This window comes from Aurantibacter sp., from assembly GCF_042094015.1.
GTDB lineage: Bacteria > Bacteroidota > Bacteroidia > Flavobacteriales > Flavobacteriaceae > Aurantibacter.
In genome coordinates this window covers 867-20,016 of sequence record NZ_JBELDZ010000048.1, presented here as the reverse complement: position 1 = coordinate 20,016, position 19,150 = coordinate 867, and the positions used below count along the sequence as shown (strand labels likewise).

Genomic DNA, 19,150 nt, shown 5'->3' with positions numbered 1-19,150 from the left:
CATCAAAAGCATCTAAAGATGTACTTCCAATTAAATCGGCTAAATAAGATAATTTTTTAGATTTTAAAATAGAATGTACACCATAAGCACTCATAAACTGCGTTCCATTTAATAAAGCTAATCCTTCTTTAGATTTAAGTGTAATTGGGTTCCAATTAAACTCTTTTAAAAGTAATTCTCCTGAAATTTCTTTTCCTTTAAAAACAACTTTCCCTTTTCCAATTAAAGGTAAAGCTAAATGTGCTAAAGGACTTAAATCTCCTGAAGCTCCTAAAGATCCTTGAGTATATATAACAGGAAAAATATTATTATTATAAAACGCAATTAAACGTTCTACAGTTTCTAACTGAACTCCAGAATGTCCATAACTTAATGCTTGTATTTTAAGTAATAGCATTAGTTTAACAATATTGTCTGGTACTTTATTTCCTGTTCCACAAGCATGAGACATTACTAAATTCTCTTGTAGCTTCGTTAAATTCTCCGAAGATATTCCAACATCATATAAAGAACCAAAACCTGTATTTATTCCATAAATAGGTCTATTGTTATTCTTAAGTTTCTCGTCTAAATACGTTCTACATTTTTCTATAGCATTTATTGATGCTTTAGAAAACTCTAGAGTTTTATTTTGATTTATAATAGAAGATATAGTACTAAAATCTAATAATTCAGAACTAATAATATGTGTGTTATTCATAATAGTATTAAAATAAGTAGGTCAAAAATGAGAATAGTAAATTGTATATGCAAGATTTTATTAATAAATATGAAAATATTATAACATTAAATAATATAATATTAAATTTGAGAAAACTAAATATATTTTAAAATGAAAAAACTAATAGCCTGCCTATCTATTGCTGCTGTATTTAGCTGTAAACAAGCTCCAGAACCAGTTAAAGATTATGTAACATTTTCTGGGAAAATTAAAAACCAAAATAGTGATTCTCTTTTTGTTTATCAAGGAAGAGACTTCTCTAAAACTATAAAAGTAGCTAAGGACGGAACTTTTAAAGACACTTTTAAAATTGCCACTCCAGGTATTTACTCTTTTTATGATGGAGGAGAATCTTCAAGTTTGTATTTACAAAATGGTTATGAACTAGATTTATCTTTAAATGCACAAGAGTTTGATGAATCTATTGCTTACACAGGTAATGGTTCGGAATCAAGTAATTTCTTAGCTGAAAAGGCTTTAATGCAAGAAAATCTATTTCCACCAAGTTTAATGGATATGGAACCTGCAGATTTTAAAACTTCTATAACTGAAATACAAGCAAAATTAAAAACGTTTGTTGATAGTAATAAAACAATAGATTCTACATTATTAGCTGATGAGACTAAAGGTGTTGAAAGCTTTATGGATGATATGCAAAAATCTTATGATGGTTATAAAAAACAAATAGCTGAAAGAGCTGCACAATTTGCTCCTTTTATAGGAAAGCCTTCTCCAGATTTTGTTAACTATGAGAACTATAAAGGAGGAACAACATCTTTAAAAAACTTAAGAGGTAAATATGTTTATGTAGATTTATGGGCAACTTGGTGTGGGCCTTGTAAAGCAGAAATTCCTTTCTTGAAAGAAGTTGAAGAAGAATATCATGATAAAAATATTGAATTTGTTAGTATTTCTGTAGATAACGGTAGAGGTTTTAAAGGTAAATCTATGGAATTAGCTAAAGAAGGTTGGAGAAACATGATAAAAGAAAAAGAGTTAGGTGGTATTCAATTAATGTCTGATAAAGCTTGGAAATCTGATTTTGTAACTAAATTTAATGTTAGAGGAATTCCTCGTTTTATTTTAATAGATCCAAACGGTAATGTTGTTAATGCTGATGCTCCTAGACCATCAAGCCCAAAACTTAAAGCTTTATTTAACGAATTAAGCATTTAAAATATTTCTTATTATCACAATAAAAAAAGCGACCATTTGGTCGCTTTTTTTATATGATTAATTTAATTAATTATTTTCATTTTCAACCTCTTCTACCTCAGGTTGTTCTGGCTGCTTAAATAAATCTAAATATGCTAAAGGAACACCTTCAATTACATGACTTGCAATTAAACTTTGATAACCGGTATCTTCAACCATAATATCTGCAGATTTGCCATGTAAATACACTCCAAATAAAGCAGCTTCCAAAGGATTATACTCTTGAGCTATTAATCCAGTTATCAGACCTGTTAAAACATATCCAGTTCCTGCAGTTGCTAAACCAGGGTTTCCGGTTGTATTTATAAATAGTTTTTTATTATAAACAGTTATTGTATTAAAACCTTTAATTACAACAATTACTTTATAGGTTTCACAGAATGCTTTTGTCTTATTTAGTTTATCAAAATCATCAGTCCACTCGCCTATTAAATGCTCTAATTCTTTTGGATGTGGTGTTAACACAGTACTTTCTGGTAAGAGTTTTAATAATTCTTTATGTTTGCCTAAAATAATAATAACATCAGCATCTAAAACTAAAGGTCTTTTATTTTCTTTTAAGAATTTTTTTAATGCTTTTATAGTTTCAGGTTTTAAACCTAATCCAATACCTAAACCAATTACTGTTGGTTCTACTTCTGTTTTAATATCAGTAATAAAATCTTCATTTATATCACATTCTACCATTGCTTCTGGAAAAGCAGCTTGTAAAATAGTATAACCACACTTTGGAATGTATGCAGATACTTTTCCTGCGCCACTTAGTAAAGCAGATCGACTAGCTAAAGTTACTGCTCCCATTTTACCAAAACTTCCTCCAATTATATAAGCGTGACCAAAATTACCTTTGTTTGAAAATTTTTCTCTTGGTTTGTAAAGAGGTAGAACTTCATTTTTACCAATTAATTCTACATCAACATCTGTTTCTAATAAAAATTGAGGATCAATCCCAATATCTAAAGCTTCCCACTGCACTGTGTATTTTGCGGTTTCAGGAAGAAAAAAGACAAGTTTAGGCGACTGGAAGCTTAATGTATAACCTGCATTTACAACAGCTTCAGGATTTATTGGCGCTTTATCTGTACTTAGTCCAGATGGAATATCTATAGAAAGTGTAAATGCTTTTTGATCTCTAAAATGTTTAAACAAATTAACAATCCAATTATCAACATCTCTATTTAAACCTGTACCAAAAATAGCATCCACAATAATATCATTTGGATCTATTTCTGGAAATGATTTATCATCGTTTAATAAAGTTGGCCAATCTTTAGTTGTATTTTTTATACGATCATAATTATCTAAAAAATCTTTAGATCTTGTTTTACTATGATTAACAATATATGTTTTTACGTTATAACCGTGAGTAATTAGTTGTCTTGCAACTACTAAACCATTTCCACCATTATCTCCTATTCCACAAAAAATATGAATTGGTACTTGCGCACCTTGCATTCTTATATGTAACCAATTAAATATTTGAATTCCTGCACGTTCCATTAATTCTGCCGAAGCAATGTTTTGGGATTTTGCAGAAAAAACGTGTCCTTGATATATTTGTTCTTTTGAAAAAAGTTTCATAGCGTTATTTTAAGATTCACGAAGATATTTTAATACGTTATACCTAACAAACTTATTTTAAATAACTTTTCAATCTAAATGCGGTAATTTAAAAGCATCCAAAGGACTTGGTAGCGCCATTAAATCTTCTATTTCATCGGCTTTTCTAGGTGCATCAACACTTAAATTTACTGGTCCATTTTTGGTAATTAAAATATCGTCTTCAATTCTAACAGCAATTGTCCACCACTTTTTATCGCAAGGACTACCTTCTGGAATATAAATTCCTGGTTCTACAGTAATAACACTATTTTCTCTTAATGGTCCATAAGTTCCTGGATCATGAACATCTAAACCAATATAATGTGATGTACCATGTGGTAAATAATTATGTCTTTCGTCTAAAGATTTTATAATTCCTAAATCAAACAACCCTTGATTAATTACTTTTTGTGCTTCTTGGTTGCTCTTAAAAAAAGGTGCTCCAACGGTACAAGCTGCAATTCCTGCTTCTTGAGATTTATATACTATATCATAAATTGCGCGTTGTTCTTTAGAGAATTTTCCATTAGCAGGAATAGTTCTAGTAACATCTGCTGTATAGCCGCGGTATTCTGCACCTAAATCCATTAAAACTAACTCATTAGCTACTTTCGTTTTTGTATTATCTATATAATGTAATACACAACCATTATTTCCTGCGCCTACAATACTAGGATAACCTTCATATTCACTACCATACTTTTTATAAACATATTCGTGTACACCTTGAATTTCTCCTTCAGACATTCCTGGATGCATAGCTTTCATTATTTCTATTTGTCCAATTGCTGAAATCTGTACTGCTTTTGTTAAAAGTTTCATTTCTTCAGCAGTTTTAATTTCTCGTAATTCTGCCATAAAACCACCAAGCATTTTAGTGTTATATTTTGGTGTTTCAGCTTTAATGTTTAGAATTTCTTTTTTAGCTTCTTCTCTAACATGGTTAGTTGTAGCAGACATATATTTATTAATCAGTTCGTCTTTTTTAAGTTCTGGAAATTGCGTTGAATAGCTTCCTATGTTTTGCGCTACATTTGCACTATTCTCTATAGGCGTTGCTTTTATTACACCATAAACCTGTTCTACAATTACTGAAGTTGTTTTTGGCACAAAATTAATTTGAGTTTTAAAATTTTTAGTTAAATCAAATAAATCTACTGCACTTCTTCCATCTCTATAATCATCTTTAAAGTTGTGGAAAATTATATTATCAAACGTATTAAAATCAACTGTGTTTTCAATAAAAGTAGATGTGTTTAACGTATAAGTAAAACCTAATTTTGTTTTTGCTAAATCTGCTCCTAAACGTCTTCCATTCCACATTTCTGCTCTAGGATCTTTTGGTTGCAAAAACAAAATATCATTATAAACTACACCTTCAGAGTTAGTTTGGTTTTCAGAAAAAACAACCAATACAGAATGTGGTTCTTTTAAACCTGTTAAATAATAAAAATCTGGATCTTGATGATAAATAAAATCCACATCATTAGCACGATTCCTAACTGGGTTAGAAAACAAAACTGCAACAGAATTTTTAGGCATTTTTGCTCTTAAAGCTTCTCTTCTTTCTTTATGAAACTCTTTAGATAAATAATCTGTAGGATTTCCATTTTGAGCAATTGTAAATATAAAAGTAAAAAAAGCAATAAATACTGAATAGATAGTTTTCATATAAAGGGAAATGATTTGAGCTTGAAAAGTAATATAATTTTATAAAATGTGATTGGTTATGTACCTTGTTTTAACATTATTTTTCGATACTTTTGTTAAAATTAAAAAACTAAAGATGAAAAATACAGCACTTTCAGCAACACACGAAGCTCTTGGGGCAAAAATGGTACCATTTGCAGGATACAATATGCCAGTACAATATGATGGCGTAACTATTGAACACGAAACCGTTAGAAAAAGTGTTGGAGTTTTTGATGTATCTCATATGGGAGAGTTTTTAATTGAAGGACCAAATGCTTTAGCATTAATTCAAAAAACGTGTACAAACGATGCTTCTAAGTTAACCATCGGTAAAGCACAGTATAGCTGTATGCCGAATGATGATGGCGGAATTATAGACGATTTAATTATTTATAAATTAAAAGAAGAGCAATATTTAGCTGTTGTAAATGCTAGTAATATTGAAAAAGATTGGAATTGGTTACAATCTAAAAACGATGTTGGTGCAGAAATGAAGGATTTAAGTGAAGATTATTCGCTTTTAGCTATTCAAGGTCCAGAAGCTGTAAACGCAATGCAATCTTTAAGTTCTCATGATTTAGCTGAGATTTCTTTCTATAACTTTATAGTTGGAGATTTTGCAGGTATAGAACATGTTATTATCTCTGCAACTGGTTATACTGGCAGCGGTGGATTTGAAATTTACTGTAAAAACACAGAAGTTAAACAAGTTTGGGATGCAGTAACCAAAGCTGGTGCAAAACCTATTGGATTAGCCGCTAGAGATACATTACGCTTGGAAATGGGTTATTGCTTATATGGTAACGATATAAATGATACTACTTCTCCTATAGAAGCTGGTTTAGGTTGGATAACTAAATTCACAAAAGACTTTTCAAGTTCTGAGATTTTTAAAGACCAAAAAGAAAAAGGTGTAGACAAAAAATTAGTGGCTTTTGAATTAGATGAACGCGGAATTCCAAGACAAGATTACGATATTGTAGACGGCAAAGGACATAAAATTGGAGTTGTAACTTCAGGAACTATGTCTCCTAGCTTAGGTAAAGGTATTGGTTTAGGTTATGTACCAACTATTTTTGCAAAAGCAAACAGTAAAATAAATATTCAAATTCGTAAAAAGGCAATTCCTGCAACTGTAGTGAAATTACCTTTCTATAAAGGATAATATATGATAGATTTCAAAAGCATTTTAGAAGACATTAAACAACAGATTTCTCTTGTAGAAGATAAAGGAAATGTTGCCGATTATATTCCTGAATTAAAGAATGTTAACAAAAATGCTTTTGGGGTTTATTTAAACGTTTTAAAAAACGACAATTTTGGTGTTGGAGATTATCAAACCAAATTTTCTACTCAAAGTATTACTAAAGTTTTGACGTTAGCTCTAGCAGTTGCAAAAAAAACTGATGATGTTTGGAAACGTGTTGATGTAGAACCATCTGGAAATCCATTTAATTTTTTAACACTTTTAGAAGTAGAAAATGGTATTCCAAGAAATCCATTTATAAATTCTGGCGCAATTGTAATTGCTGACATTTTGGTTTCCGAATTAGAAAATCCAAAAGAAGGATTCTTAGACTTTATTAGACAAATCACGAATGATCAATCTATAGATTATGATTATAAAGTTGCTGCTTCAGAAAAAGAAACCGGGTTTAAAAATTATGCAATTGCTAATCTTTTAAAATCGTTTGGGAATTTAAAAAATGATGTTGATACAGTTTTAGATTTCTACTTTATGCAATGCTCTTTAGCTATGACTTGCGAGCAAATCACTAACGCTTTTTATTTATTTGCTAATAAAGGAAAATGCTTACAAGACAAATTGCATATTACTTCTAGTCAAGCAAAACGTATAAATGCCATAATGCTTACTTGTGGATTTTACGATGAAGCTGGGGAATTTGCTTTCGAAGTAGGTTTACCAGGTAAAAGTGGTGTTGGTGGAGGAATTGTAGCGTTACTTCCAAATAAATTTGTAATATCTGTCTGGTCTCCAGGACTTAACAAGAAAGGAAATTCAAAATTAGGAATGCAAGCCTTAGAACTGTTTACTAGTAAAACTGAATTATCTATATTTTAAAAGTTTATTTTAGTTTATGGATAAAAACAAGCACAGAATTCTCATATTTGGTGGTAGCGGTTTTCTTGGAAGTGCTATTTATAAAGAATTATGTTCTTATTACAATACTTTTGGAACATATAGAACAGAAACAATAGCTTTATCAAAAAACCAACATTATTTTCATTATATATTAGAAGAAGACGATGCTACAGAGATAATTGAAGCTGTAAAACCAACAATAATCATTTCTGCTTTACGAGGCGATTTTGGCGCCCAAATTGTAGCACATTTTCATATGGTTGAGTATGTTAAAAACAATAATTGCAAACTCATATTCTTATCATCTGCCAATGTTTTCGATGCCTACAGTCAGTTTCCAAGTTACGAACAAGATAAAACTTTAAGTCTTAGTAAATTTGGCTATTTTAAAATTAAGATAGAAAATATGCTTCTTCGCTTACCAAAAAAGAAGTATGCAATTTTAAGATTACCAATGGTATTTGGAAAACATTCTCCAAGAATTATAGAAATTAAAGCATTTTATAAAGCTAAAGAACCCATTGAAGTTTTTCCAAATTTAATTTTAAACGTTGCAACAGATTTTAAAATCACACAACAAATTCATTATATCATAAATCGTAATAAATCTGGGATTTATCATTTAGGAAGTACAGATTTAGTTCATTATAACGATTTTATAAAAGAAATAGCTAAAACACTTCAACTTAAAAACCCAATTTTAAAACAAGTTTACACTACAAATAATGATAGATATTTGGCAGTACTACCAAAACATAATATATTACCTAAACATTTAAATTACAGAAGTGATTTTGTTATAAATGAATTAAAACAATAGCTATGAAAACTTTAACTGAAAAAGAAATTAACGAAAAACTAAAAGCATTACCAGAATGGGATTATGTAGATAATACATTGTATTGCGAATTTGAATTCAATAACTTCAAAGACTGTTTTAGTGCTATGAGTAGAATGGCTTTTGAGTGCGAAGCACAAAATCATCATCCAGACTGGTCTAATACATATAATCTATTGACTGTATCATTAACTACACACGATGCAAATGGCGTAACACAAAAAGATTTTGATTTAGCTCACGCTTTTGAATCTATTGTAGAGGAAGAATAATTTGAGCAAATCAATTTTAAAACATCACTTATTTTTTTAAATTTGTAATTCATAGTATTTTAAAAACTTCGCGAACGCGAAATTAAACATACACACAGAAATGGGAAGAGCTTTTGAATTTCGTAAAGCACGTAAAATGAAACGTTGGTCTGCTATGAGTAAAGCATTTACTCGTATTGGTAAAGACATTGTAATGGCAGTAAAAGAAGGCGGACCAGATCCTGATTCTAATTCGCGTTTAAGAGCTGTTATACAGAATGCAAAGTCTATAAATATGCCTAAAGACAATGTGGAACGTGCTATTAAAAAAGCAAGTGAAAAAGGTCAAGGTGATTATAAAGAGGTGGTTTTTGAAGGTTATGCTCCACATGGAATTGCTGTTCTAGTAGAAACTGCAACAGATAACAATACCAGAACAGTTGCAAATGTCAGAGCGTGTTTTAGCAAATGCGATGGAAACATGGGAACTTCTGGATCAGTTGTTTTTATGTTTGATCATACTTGTAATTTTAGAATTCCATCTGAAGGTTTAGATCCTGAAGAATTAGAATTAGAATTTATAGATTTTGGAGCAGAAGAAGTTTTTGCAGATGATGATGGAATTTTAATCTATGCGCCATTTGAAAGTTTTGGAGCTATTCAAGCCGAATTAGAATCTAGAGAAATAGAAATATTATCTTCTGGTTTTGAACGTATTCCTCAAATTACAAAAGAGTTAACAGAAGAGCAACAAGCAGATGTAGACAAGTTATTAGAAAAATTAGATGATGATGATGATGTGCAAAATGTATATCACACTATGCAAGAATAAGCATTACTTCTACTCTATTACTCTGTAAAAAAGGCTTCAATCTAATAACTGAAGCCTTTTTTTAATCTCTAAACTAAAATTTTAGCATAAAAAAAGGAGCAATTTTATTGCTCCTTTTAAATATATTCTTAAAATAAAATTAAGCTTCGCGCTTAGCTTTACGTTCATCCATAATTTCTTTTATACGTTCAATTAAAGATCCACCAATCCAATACGGTACAACAAAAGTTGCTAAAAATATTAATAACCAAAATCCTATGGTTAAAATAGTTAAAAAGGCTAAAAATCCTAAATATTGGTCAAATTCGAACATAACTTGGTTGTGTCTTAATAATTGTTATTACTGCAAATATAAAACAAAGCATTTTTTAATGCAACACTAATATTATAAAATATTATATGAAAAAATTAAACCTACAGAATTAATACTTCCAGCAACACTACCTGCTTTAAATAAATTAGCATTTGGAAACAACCTTAATTCAGCATTTATTTTTTTATTAAAACTCATTCCGCCTCCAAAATATAAGCTTGTACTTGGATTTAATTCAAATCTACCAAATTTAGAATTAGAGTTTACACTTAACGGAACTATAATACCACTATTTAATAGAAGTCTTAATTTTGTGCTTTTTAAATACATATAATATCTAACACCAATTGCTGAATTAATTCCTTCGTAAGTCAAATCAAATTTTTGCAGGTTATCAGTATTATCTTCTGCTGAATAAGACACATTATATCCTTCTAATGTTATTGCCCATTTGTTATTATTAAATGGCAAAATATATTCTAACTCTAAACCAAAAAATGTAGATGGTTTATTTTCATAACTAACATCATCAAAAGTATTTAAATTTCCACCAGTTTCTAATTTTCCTTTAGTTGAACCTATACCAACTCTTGGATAGATATTAAACTTGCCTTTAGTTTTTTTATCAAAATTATTTTCAAATGTTTTATCATAACATGTGTTATAAGTATTAAATATTTCGATTAGTTCTTTTTCTTTATATTTTAATTTTTGGATATCTTCAGCATTAATATTCTCACAATTTTTTAAAAAGATTAAAAGAGATTTATAAGTATTATTTACTCTTACAATACCATCTTTTAGGTAAGATTTAAATACTAATTGCTCTTGCTTATTTAAATCATTATCAATAAAAAATTTGATGAAATTTGAATCTTTATAAGAATAAAGGTTTGCCTTTCCAATTGATAGGCATTTTAAAAAAATGGTTTCTTCTTTTAATTCTGGATCAAACTTATCAGAAAGTGAATTAGTAAACTCTACTGATCTTTCTAACAAAACTGTAGATCTAATAAATTTAACATCACTTACACTAAATTCTTTAATTAAATTAATATTTATCTTTTTTGAATCATTTGATTGATCATTTTTAATTGTAATAAACTCTGGATTGTATTTCCAATCTATATTTTTAATTAAACAATTAACCTTGTCACCAGAGTTATTAATATAATAACCGTCTTCAAAATTGTTTTGAGCATTTATAAAACTAAAACTTAAGAAGGCAAAAAATAAATAAAAATATTTCATATTAACTTTTTTAATGAATTGCAATAATAATAAGAATAAGAATATAGGCTAAGATTAAATAAAAAATAATTCAATATAATCATTTTAAGAAATCACTCTAAAAACGTGTTAAATTTCTTAAATTTGTACCATTAAATAAAACAGACTATTATGGCATTTAGAATAGAAAAAGATACAATGGGCGATGTAAAAGTCCCAGCAGATAAACTTTGGGGCGCACAAACCGAACGTTCTAGAAATAATTTTAAAATTGGTGCAGTAGCATCTATGCCTTTAGAAGTCGTTTATGGGTTTGCATACTTAAAAAAAGCTGCAGCATTTACAAATTGTGAATTAGGTGTTTTATCAGAAGATAAACGTGATTTAATTGCTGCAGCTTGTGAGGAGATTTTAGACGGAAAACACAACGACCAATTTCCATTAGTAATATGGCAAACTGGTTCTGGGACACAATCTAATATGAATGTTAATGAAGTTGTTGCCAATAGAGCACAACAATTAGCAGGACGCGTTATTGGTGAAGGCGAAAAAGTTATTGCACCAAACGATGATGTAAACAAATCTCAATCGTCTAACGATACATTTCCAACAGGAATGCATATTGCTGCATACAAGAAAATTGTAGAAACTACTATTCCTGGAGTAAAGCAATTAAGAAATACACTAAACGATAAAGCTCTTGCATTTAAAAATGTAGTTAAAATTGGTAGAACACATTTAATGGATGCTACACCTTTAACCTTAGGTCAAGAATTTTCTGGATACGTGTCTCAATTAGATCATGGATTAAAAGCCTTAGAAAATACTTTAGAGCATTTAAGCGAATTAGCTTTAGGTGGAACTGCTGTTGGAACAGGACTTAACACACCAAAAGGTTACGATGTTTTAGTTGCAAAGTACATTGCTGAGTTTACAAAACTACCTTTTATTACTGCTCCCAATAAATTTGAAGCTTTAGCGGCACATGACGCAATTGTTGAGTCTCATGGTGCTTTAAAGCAAATCGCTGTATCTTTAAATAAAATTGCCAACGATATTAGAATGATGGCTTCTGGTCCTCGCTCAGGTATTGGAGAAATTATTATTCCAGCAAATGAACCAGGAAGTTCTATTATGCCAGGAAAAGTAAATCCAACACAATGTGAAGCTATTACTATGGTTTGCGCACAAGTTATGGGTAACGATGTAGCAATTACTGTTGGAGGAACACAAGGACATTATGAACTTAATGTGTTTAAACCAATGATGGCTGCAAACATTTTACAATCTGCTCAATTAATTGGTGATGCTTGTGCTAGTTTTGAAGAAAACTGTGTTGCTGGAATAGAGCCAAATCATCAAGTAATTAAAGAGTTATTAAACAATTCTTTAATGCTTGTAACTGCTTTAAATACTAAAATTGGTTATTATAAAGCTGCTGAAATAGCAAATACAGCACACGCAAACGGAACAACCTTAAAAGAAGAAGCCGTTAATTTAGGTTATGTTTCTTCTGAAGATTATGATGAATGGGTTAAACCAGAAAATATGGTTGGAAGTTTAAATTAAAAAAAGTACTAATTTAATCAAAACGCTGTATTTTTAATGCAGCGTTTTTTTATACTTAATTCTGAATTATGACAACACTAATAATCAACATAAAACAACTAATACAAGTTAGAGAAGCTAACATCTTAAAAGTTTCTGGTGAAGAAATGAAAACCTTACCATTAATTGAAAACGCGTATCTTTTAATTGAAAATGATACTATAGTTGATTTTGGAAAAATGGAAGACTGCTACTCTACTAAAGCCGAAACAATAATTGATGCTTCAGGTAAAATAGTTATGCCTACTTGGTGCGATTCTCATACTCATGTAGTTTATGCAGGAAATAGAGTTCAGGAATTTGTAGATAGAATTAATGGATTAAGTTACGAAGACATTGCAAATCGTGGTGGTGGAATATTAAATTCCGCTAAAACACTTCAAAATACGACTGAAGATGATTTATACCAACAGTCACTTCAACGTATTAATCAGCTTATAAAATTAGGAACTGGTGCTTTAGAAATTAAATCTGGCTATGGACTAACCTTAGAGGCAGAACTTAAAATGCTTCGTGTTATAAAACGATTAAAAAAAGAACAAAACATAAAAATTAAAGCTACTTTTTTAGGAGCTCATGCAGTTCCAAAAGAATTTAAGGACAACAAATCAGGTTATTTAGATCATATTATAAAAGATATGTTACCAAAAATTGAATCTGAAGATTTAGCTGATTATATAGACATATTTTGCGAAAAAGGTTATTTTGATTTAGAGGATACAAAACGTATTATGGAAGCTGGAAAAAAATATGGCTTAAAATCTAAAATACACGTTAATCAATTTAATAGTTTTGGTGGTGTAAAATTAGCAGTAGAATATAATGCAGTAAGTGTCGATCATTTAGAAGAATTAAGTCCTGAAGATGTTATTGCACTTCAAAATAGTAACACTATGCCAGTTGCATTGCCTTCTTGCTCCTATTTTTTAAGTATTCCATATACACCAGCAAAACAGCTTTTAGAAGCTGGCTTACCTATAGCTTTAGCTACAGACTATAATCCTGGTTCTACACCAAGCGGTAATATGAATTTTGTAGTAAGTACAGCTTGTATAAAAATGAAACTAACTCCAGAAGAAGCCATAAACGCAGCAACTTTAAATGGAGCTTTTGCTATGGAAATTTCAAATCAATATGGAAGTATTACTAAAGGAAAGAAAGCTAATTTAATCATTACAAAACCAATAGAGAATTACAATTATTTACCTTATGCTTTTGGGGAAAACTGTATTGAAAAGATCTTGATTAATGGGAAACTTGTTTTATAATAACACTAAATCACTTAAGATAAAAGTTAGTTAAAATCCTATAAAGTTGCTAAGTAATTAAAATGGAGTCAAGTCAGAAACATCATAATTTTAAAGTCTGTAAACCATTTGGTATGTTAAGTCAATTTTCTACAAATTGTAAACATCAAAAAAAGAAGCATTTTTTAGGTGATTTAGGTCAATTTCCAGAAAATATTATGCCAATTGGCAGACTAGATGAAGATAGCGAAGGCTTACTTCTATTAACAACTTGTGGTAAAACCAGTTACTATGTAAATAGTTCTAAGGTTGAAAAAGAATATTATGCACAAATAGATGGCTTAATTACTAGTGAGGCTTTAAATCAACTTCAAAATGGTTTAAATATTAGTATAAATGGAGATTTATACAAGACTAAACCTTGCAAAGCCTTTAAAATATTAGAATTACCTGAGTTACCAGAACGTAGAAAAAAAATACGAGATGAACGTCACGGACCAACATCTTGGGTTTCTATAACTGTAACAGAAGGCAAATTTAGACAAGTTAGAAAAATGACAGCTGCAGTAGGTTTTCCTACTTTACGATTAGTTCGAGTACGAATTGGTGCTATAAAATTAGACCCAAACTTATTTAATACTCCAAAAGAAATAAAACAGATTAAAAACTTTATTTAAACTTTAGCATTACACATCACTTTAATGCTAAAAATGATAGTATTTTTGCTTTAAATCAATCTAGACATGGAATCTATTAGTTGTTACTTTTATAATCTATTTTTATCTTGGTCTGTTTCAGATAGTACAGCCAAAATATTAAATATGATCATTCTTTTTGTAGCATTATTAATTCTTGTATTTATAGTAGATACTATTACAAGAAGGCTACTTCGATTATTTTTTGCTCAATTAGCAGGAAAAACAAAAACTAATTTTGATGATATCTTAATTACAAATAAAGTACCTAGAAATATAGCACACGTTATTCCTTTAATTGTTGCTTTTGAATTAATTCCTTTCGTATTTAGAGACTACAAGTTCATTTTAAATCCATTAAGTAAAATTGTAGGTGTTGCAGCAATAATTTTATCGCTTTGGATAGTTAGAAGTATTTTAAACGCTGTAAAAGATTATTTAAAAACATTATCTAATTTTAAAGATAAACCTATAGATAGTTACATTCAAGTATTTATGATTTTTGCTTGGCTAACTGGTATTCTATTTTCATTCGCTTATATAAGTAATATACCAATGCTTAGGTTTTTAACTGGTTTAGGTGCTATTTCTGCAGTAATTATATTAATTTTTAAAGACACCATTTTAGGTTTTGTAGCAAGTATTCAGGTTTCCATAAACGATATGGTTAGAATTGGAGATTGGATAACTTTTGAAAAATATGGCGCAGATGGAGATGTTTGTGAAATTAATTTAGCAACTGTAAAAGTTCAGAATTTTGATATGACAATTACAACTATTCCCACATATGCATTAATATCGGATTCTTTTCAGAATTGGCGAGGTATGCAAAATTCTGGAGGAAGACGCATAAAACGTTCTATTATTATAGATATGAATAGTATAAAGCATTTAAAAGAGAATGATATAAATGAATTAAAAGAGATACATTTAATAACTAGTTATTTAGAAAAACGTCAAACGGAAATAAATAATTACAATACAAAAAACAACATAGACAAGTCTGTTTTAATTAACGGACGAAACTTAACTAACATTGGTGTTTTTAGAAAATATATAGAAACTTATATTGAAAATCATTCTGCAATAAACAAAGATATGTTTATCATGACAAGGCAGTTAAAACCTACAACTCAAGGCTTACCTATAGAAATTTATGCTTTTAGCAAAGATAAACGTTGGCAAAACTACGAATATATTATAGCAGATATCTTTGATCACATTCTAGCTTCTGTTATTTATTTTGATTTAGAAATCTTTGAACTTCCTAATTCTAATAGTTTTAAGGTCTAATAATAAGAAATACTAATACATACTATTAGTTAAATTAATACTAAAAATTTCATTTATAATAGTAATACTATTAAATTTGAAATTAAATTAGTTAATAATGAATAATCTACTATCAAGCATAAAGATAAATATTAATGATAAAATTTATTTAAAAGATCCTGAGTCTTCTGATTTGGGCAAACGCATAATAGAATCTAGTATTTTATTAATTGATGAAATTGGATTTGACTCATTTACTTTTAAAAAATTAGGTGTTAAAATTAATTCTAACGAAAGTTCAATTTATCGTTATTTTGAAAGTAAACACAAACTACTTCTCTATTTGTCGTCATGGTATTGGAGCTGGTTAGAATATCAGTTAGTCTTTGCCACAAATAACATCTCTAATTCTAAATTAAAATTAGAAATAGCAATTAGTATTTTGACTCAAAACACAAGTTTAGATACAAATTATAATCATATTGATGAAATAGCTTTAAAACGCATTATTATAAATGAATACTCAAAATCTTACTTAACAAAAGAAGTAGACATAGAAAATAAAGAAGGTTATTTCGCTACTTTTAAAAGATTAGTAACACGCTTAAAAAATATGGTTTTAGACGTTAACCCAGATTACCAACATCCATTTAGTTTAGCTAGTTCTGTTATAGATGGTGCTTTACATATGCAATTCATAAAAGATCATTTTAGCTCTATATCAGACTTTAAAGAAACTAATGATCCTACATCTTATTTTAAAAACTTAGTATTTAACACTTTAAAACATTAATTTATGAATAAGATAATGATTACCTCTTGGCAACGTTTCTTAAGACTTTTACAATTAGATAGACAAGACATTAGGCAAGTGCTATTTTATGCCATATTTGCTGGATTGGTTAACCTGTCTCTTCCTTTAGGAATACAAGCTATTATTAATATGATTCAAGGCGCACAAATAAGTTCGTCTTATATTGTATTAGTTACATTAGTTACATTAGGTGTAGCTTTTGTTGGAATTCTTCAATTAATGCAAATTAGAATTTCAGAGAATATTCAACAAAAAATATTTACACGTTCATCTTTTGAGTTTGCCTTTAGGTTTCCTAAAATTAAAATGAGTGAATTTAGAAGTTATTATCCGCCAGAATTAGCAAATCGTTTTTTTGATACACTTATTGTTCAAAAAGGAATATCGAAAATAGTTATAGATTTTCCTGCTGCTTTATTACAAATAATATTTGGGTTATTAATACTTTCATTTTATCATCCATTTTTTATAATATATGGTATATTCTTACTCCTTCTTATATATGTAGTATTTAAATATACTGCAAAAAAAGGATTAGAAACAAGCTTAGCTGAGTCTAAATATAAGTACAAAGTTGCACATTGGTTACAGGAAATTGCTAGAAGCGTAATTAGCTTTAAATTATCTGGAAAAACTAGTTTAGCTATGGAAAAAAATGATGACTTAGTTACGGGTTATTTAAAGGCTAGAGAAAGTCATTTTAAAGTTTTAATACTTCAATTTAAACAATTAATTGCATTTAAAATATTAGTTACAGCAGGTTTACTTTTAATTGGTGGAATATTAGTTTTAAATCAACAAATGAATATTGGTCAATTTGTAGCGGCCGAAATTATTATACTTTTAGTTATTAATTCTGTAGAAAAACTACTATTAGGATTAGAAACATTTTATGATCTGTTAACTTCTTTAGAAAAATTAGGGCAAGTTTCTGATAAACCAATAGAGCATCAAAACGGTAAAAGAATTTCTAATTCTGAAAATTTAAAAATAGAATTAGAGAATTACATTTACTCTGTTCCAGATAGAGATTCACCAATTTTAGATAGAATTAATTTAACTATAAACCATAATGAGTTTATAGTTATAAATGGTGGTCAAAGTGCCGGTAAAGCTACATTATTAAAAGCAATAGCCGGAATTATTGAACCAACAAAAGGAAAGTTAAACATTAATGATTTGGCATATTCTGGAATAAATCTAAATAGCTATAGAGGATTAATAGGTCAAGTACTAGCAGAAGAAACACCTTTTGAAGGTACAATTAGAGAAAATCTAACCTTTACAGACTCAAATATTACTGATAGTGAAATAGACCAGGTTATCACAAATATTGGATTAACAGATTTTATTAAAGAACAACCTAATGGTATAGAAACTATTATTTATCCTGAAGGAAAACGAATTTCTAATACAAACAATAAGAAAATTTTATTAGCAAGAGCATTATTAAAACAACCTAAATTATTGTTATTAAAAGACCCTTTAGATCAATTCGACCCTAAAGAAGCATCAAAAATAATAGATTATTTAACTAATAAAAATAATATTTGGTCTCTTGTTGTTGTGAGTAAAAACCCAGAATGGCAAACAAAATGTTCAAGAATAATAACCTTAGAAAAAGGTAAAATAAACTAAAATTATGCTTAATATATCAGAAAACTCAGTTGGAAAACACGTTAAGCTTAATGAGTATAAAGCTTATAAAAAAGCATTTAACAAGGACCATTATAAAATGTTTAACCGTTTATTAAAATTGTTTGGGGTTTTATGTATTATAATAATATTCCTTCCATGGACTCAAAACATTAACAGTAATGGTTTAGTTACAACTTTAAAACCAGACCAAAGACCACAAACCATTCAATCTGTTATTCCTGGAAGAATAGAAAAATGGCATGTTCGTGAAGGTGATTTTGTAAAAAAGGGCGATACTATACTTCATATTTCTGAAGTTAAAAGTGAGTATTTTGACCCAAGGTTAGTAGAAAGAACCAATCAACAAATTAAAGCTAAAACATCATCTGTTTCATCATATCAATCAAAAATTGGAGCATTAAATAATCAAGTTACTGCTTTAATAAAGGAAAGAAGCCTAAAAATACAACAAGCTAAACTAAAAGTAAAAAGCGATAGTACAGATTTTGAAGCAGAAAAATTAAACTATAAGATTGCAGAAACTCAATTAGAGCGTATAGAAACTCTTGCTAAAGAAGGTTTAAAAGCAACAAAAGATGTAGAAGAAAAAAGATTGAAAATTCAAGAAGTTCAAGCAAAAGTTATTGCTAGAGAAAACAAATTTTTGAATTCAAAAGTTGAATTAATTAGAATTTCGGCAGAATATGCTGATAAAATCTCAAAATCTCAAAGCGATAAATTTACAGCAGAATCTAGTCAATTCGATGCAGAAGCTCAAGTCTCTAAATTAGAAAATCAAAACTCAAATTATCAACTTAGAAATAATATGTATTATATAACCGCGCCACAAAATGGTTATATAAATAAAGCTCTAAAAGCTGGTTTAGGAGAAACATTTAAAGAAGGTGAAAAATTAGTTGGAATTATGCCAAGTGATTATGACGTAGCAATAGAGACCTATGTTGACCCGATAGATTTACCTTTAGTACATATTGGAGAAACTTTTAGAATTCAGTTTGACGGATGGCCAGCAATTGTATTTAGTGGATGGCCAAACGTGTCTTATGGTACCTATGGA

The 19,150-nt window shown here is 29.1% G+C and carries 18 protein-coding genes; 13 read left to right on the top strand and 5 right to left on the bottom strand.

Annotation, left to right across the window (positions count from 1 at the left end; all coding sequences use genetic code 11):
• Positions 1 to 700, bottom strand: a 700-nt coding sequence (locus ACFDSN_RS08205) for an aromatic amino acid lyase (RefSeq protein ID WP_375239365.1), incomplete at its 3' end; no start/stop codon positions are given.
• A 132-nt stretch (positions 701 to 832) separates the two neighbouring features.
• Here ACFDSN_RS08205 and ACFDSN_RS08200 point away from each other — a divergent pair.
• Positions 833 to 1,897 (top strand): TlpA family protein disulfide reductase, encoded by a 1,065-nt coding sequence (locus ACFDSN_RS08200; protein WP_375239364.1) that lies wholly within the window; start codon positions 833 to 835, stop codon positions 1,895 to 1,897.
• A gap of 66 nt (positions 1,898 to 1,963) precedes the next feature.
• On the opposite strand, the gene ACFDSN_RS08195 is transcribed toward ACFDSN_RS08200, so the two are convergent.
• Positions 1,964 to 3,517 carry an NAD(P)H-hydrate dehydratase gene (locus ACFDSN_RS08195; RefSeq protein WP_375239363.1) on the bottom strand — a complete coding sequence of 518 codons (1,554 nt, stop codon included), beginning with the start codon at positions 3,515 to 3,517 and terminating at the stop codon, positions 1,964 to 1,966.
• A 69-nt stretch (positions 3,518 to 3,586) separates the two neighbouring features.
• Positions 3,587 to 5,209: an aminopeptidase P N-terminal domain-containing protein gene (locus ACFDSN_RS08190; RefSeq protein WP_375239362.1), complete on the bottom strand. Its 1,623-nt coding sequence runs from the start codon at positions 5,207 to 5,209 to the stop codon at positions 3,587 to 3,589.
• Positions 5,210 to 5,324: 115 nt separating this feature from the next.
• On the opposite strand from ACFDSN_RS08190, the gene gcvT reads away from it, so the two are divergent.
• The 5 genes from gcvT (at position 5,325) to ACFDSN_RS08165 (ending at position 9,255) form a co-directional block, all read left to right on the top strand.
• Positions 5,325 to 6,395: a glycine cleavage system aminomethyltransferase GcvT gene (gcvT, locus tag ACFDSN_RS08185; RefSeq protein ID WP_375239361.1), complete on the top strand. Its 1,071-nt coding sequence runs from the start codon at positions 5,325 to 5,327 to the stop codon at positions 6,393 to 6,395.
• 3 nt (positions 6,396 to 6,398) lie between these two features.
• Positions 6,399 to 7,313: a glutaminase gene (locus ACFDSN_RS08180; protein WP_375239360.1), complete on the top strand. Its 915-nt coding sequence runs from the start codon at positions 6,399 to 6,401 to the stop codon at positions 7,311 to 7,313.
• 16 nt (positions 7,314 to 7,329) lie between these two features.
• Positions 7,330 to 8,154: a sugar nucleotide-binding protein gene (locus tag ACFDSN_RS08175; protein ID WP_375239359.1), complete on the top strand. Its 825-nt coding sequence runs from the start codon at positions 7,330 to 7,332 to the stop codon at positions 8,152 to 8,154.
• Between the two features lie 2 nt (positions 8,155 to 8,156).
• Positions 8,157 to 8,444, top strand: coding sequence for a 4a-hydroxytetrahydrobiopterin dehydratase (locus ACFDSN_RS08170; RefSeq protein WP_375239358.1), 288 nt, complete (start codon positions 8,157 to 8,159; stop codon positions 8,442 to 8,444).
• 100 nt (positions 8,445 to 8,544) lie between these two features.
• The gene (locus tag ACFDSN_RS08165) at positions 8,545 to 9,255 is read left to right on the top strand and encodes a YebC/PmpR family DNA-binding transcriptional regulator (protein ID WP_375239357.1); all 711 of its coding nucleotides are present in this window, start codon (positions 8,545 to 8,547) and stop codon (positions 9,253 to 9,255) included.
• Positions 9,256 to 9,394: 139 nt separating this feature from the next.
• Here the strand turns inward: ACFDSN_RS08165 and ACFDSN_RS08160 are convergent, their stop codons facing one another.
• On the bottom strand, positions 9,395 to 9,568 hold the full coding sequence (locus tag ACFDSN_RS08160; protein ID WP_375239356.1) for a hypothetical protein: 174 nt from the start codon (positions 9,566 to 9,568) through the stop codon (positions 9,395 to 9,397).
• 72 nt (positions 9,569 to 9,640) lie between these two features.
• The gene (locus ACFDSN_RS08155) at positions 9,641 to 10,819 is read right to left on the bottom strand and encodes a hypothetical protein (RefSeq protein ID WP_375239355.1); all 1,179 of its coding nucleotides are present in this window, start codon (positions 10,817 to 10,819) and stop codon (positions 9,641 to 9,643) included.
• A 150-nt stretch (positions 10,820 to 10,969) separates the two neighbouring features.
• On the opposite strand from ACFDSN_RS08155, the gene fumC reads away from it, so the two are divergent.
• From fumC to ACFDSN_RS08120, 7 genes are all read left to right on the top strand, one after another.
• Positions 10,970 to 12,367 carry a class II fumarate hydratase gene (gene fumC / locus ACFDSN_RS08150; protein ID WP_375239354.1) on the top strand — a complete coding sequence of 466 codons (1,398 nt, stop codon included), beginning with the start codon at positions 10,970 to 10,972 and terminating at the stop codon, positions 12,365 to 12,367.
• 68 nt (positions 12,368 to 12,435) lie between these two features.
• Positions 12,436 to 13,674 (top strand): imidazolonepropionase, encoded by a 1,239-nt coding sequence (gene hutI / locus ACFDSN_RS08145; protein ID WP_375239353.1) that lies wholly within the window; start codon positions 12,436 to 12,438, stop codon positions 13,672 to 13,674.
• A gap of 62 nt (positions 13,675 to 13,736) precedes the next feature.
• The gene (locus tag ACFDSN_RS08140; RefSeq protein WP_375239352.1) at positions 13,737 to 14,330 is read left to right on the top strand and encodes a pseudouridine synthase; all 594 of its coding nucleotides are present in this window, start codon (positions 13,737 to 13,739) and stop codon (positions 14,328 to 14,330) included.
• 66 nt (positions 14,331 to 14,396) lie between these two features.
• Positions 14,397 to 15,641, top strand: coding sequence for a mechanosensitive ion channel family protein (locus ACFDSN_RS08135; protein ID WP_375239351.1), 1,245 nt, complete (start codon positions 14,397 to 14,399; stop codon positions 15,639 to 15,641).
• A 97-nt stretch (positions 15,642 to 15,738) separates the two neighbouring features.
• The gene (locus ACFDSN_RS08130; RefSeq protein WP_375239350.1) at positions 15,739 to 16,413 is read left to right on the top strand and encodes a TetR/AcrR family transcriptional regulator; all 675 of its coding nucleotides are present in this window, start codon (positions 15,739 to 15,741) and stop codon (positions 16,411 to 16,413) included.
• Between the two features lie 3 nt (positions 16,414 to 16,416).
• Positions 16,417 to 18,072, top strand: a complete 1,656-nt coding sequence (locus ACFDSN_RS08125) for a peptidase domain-containing ABC transporter (protein ID WP_375239349.1) — start codon at positions 16,417 to 16,419, stop codon at positions 18,070 to 18,072.
• A 4-nt stretch (positions 18,073 to 18,076) separates the two neighbouring features.
• On the top strand, positions 18,077 to 19,150 hold a 1,074-nt coding region (locus tag ACFDSN_RS08120; protein WP_375239348.1), incomplete at its 3' end, for an HlyD family secretion protein.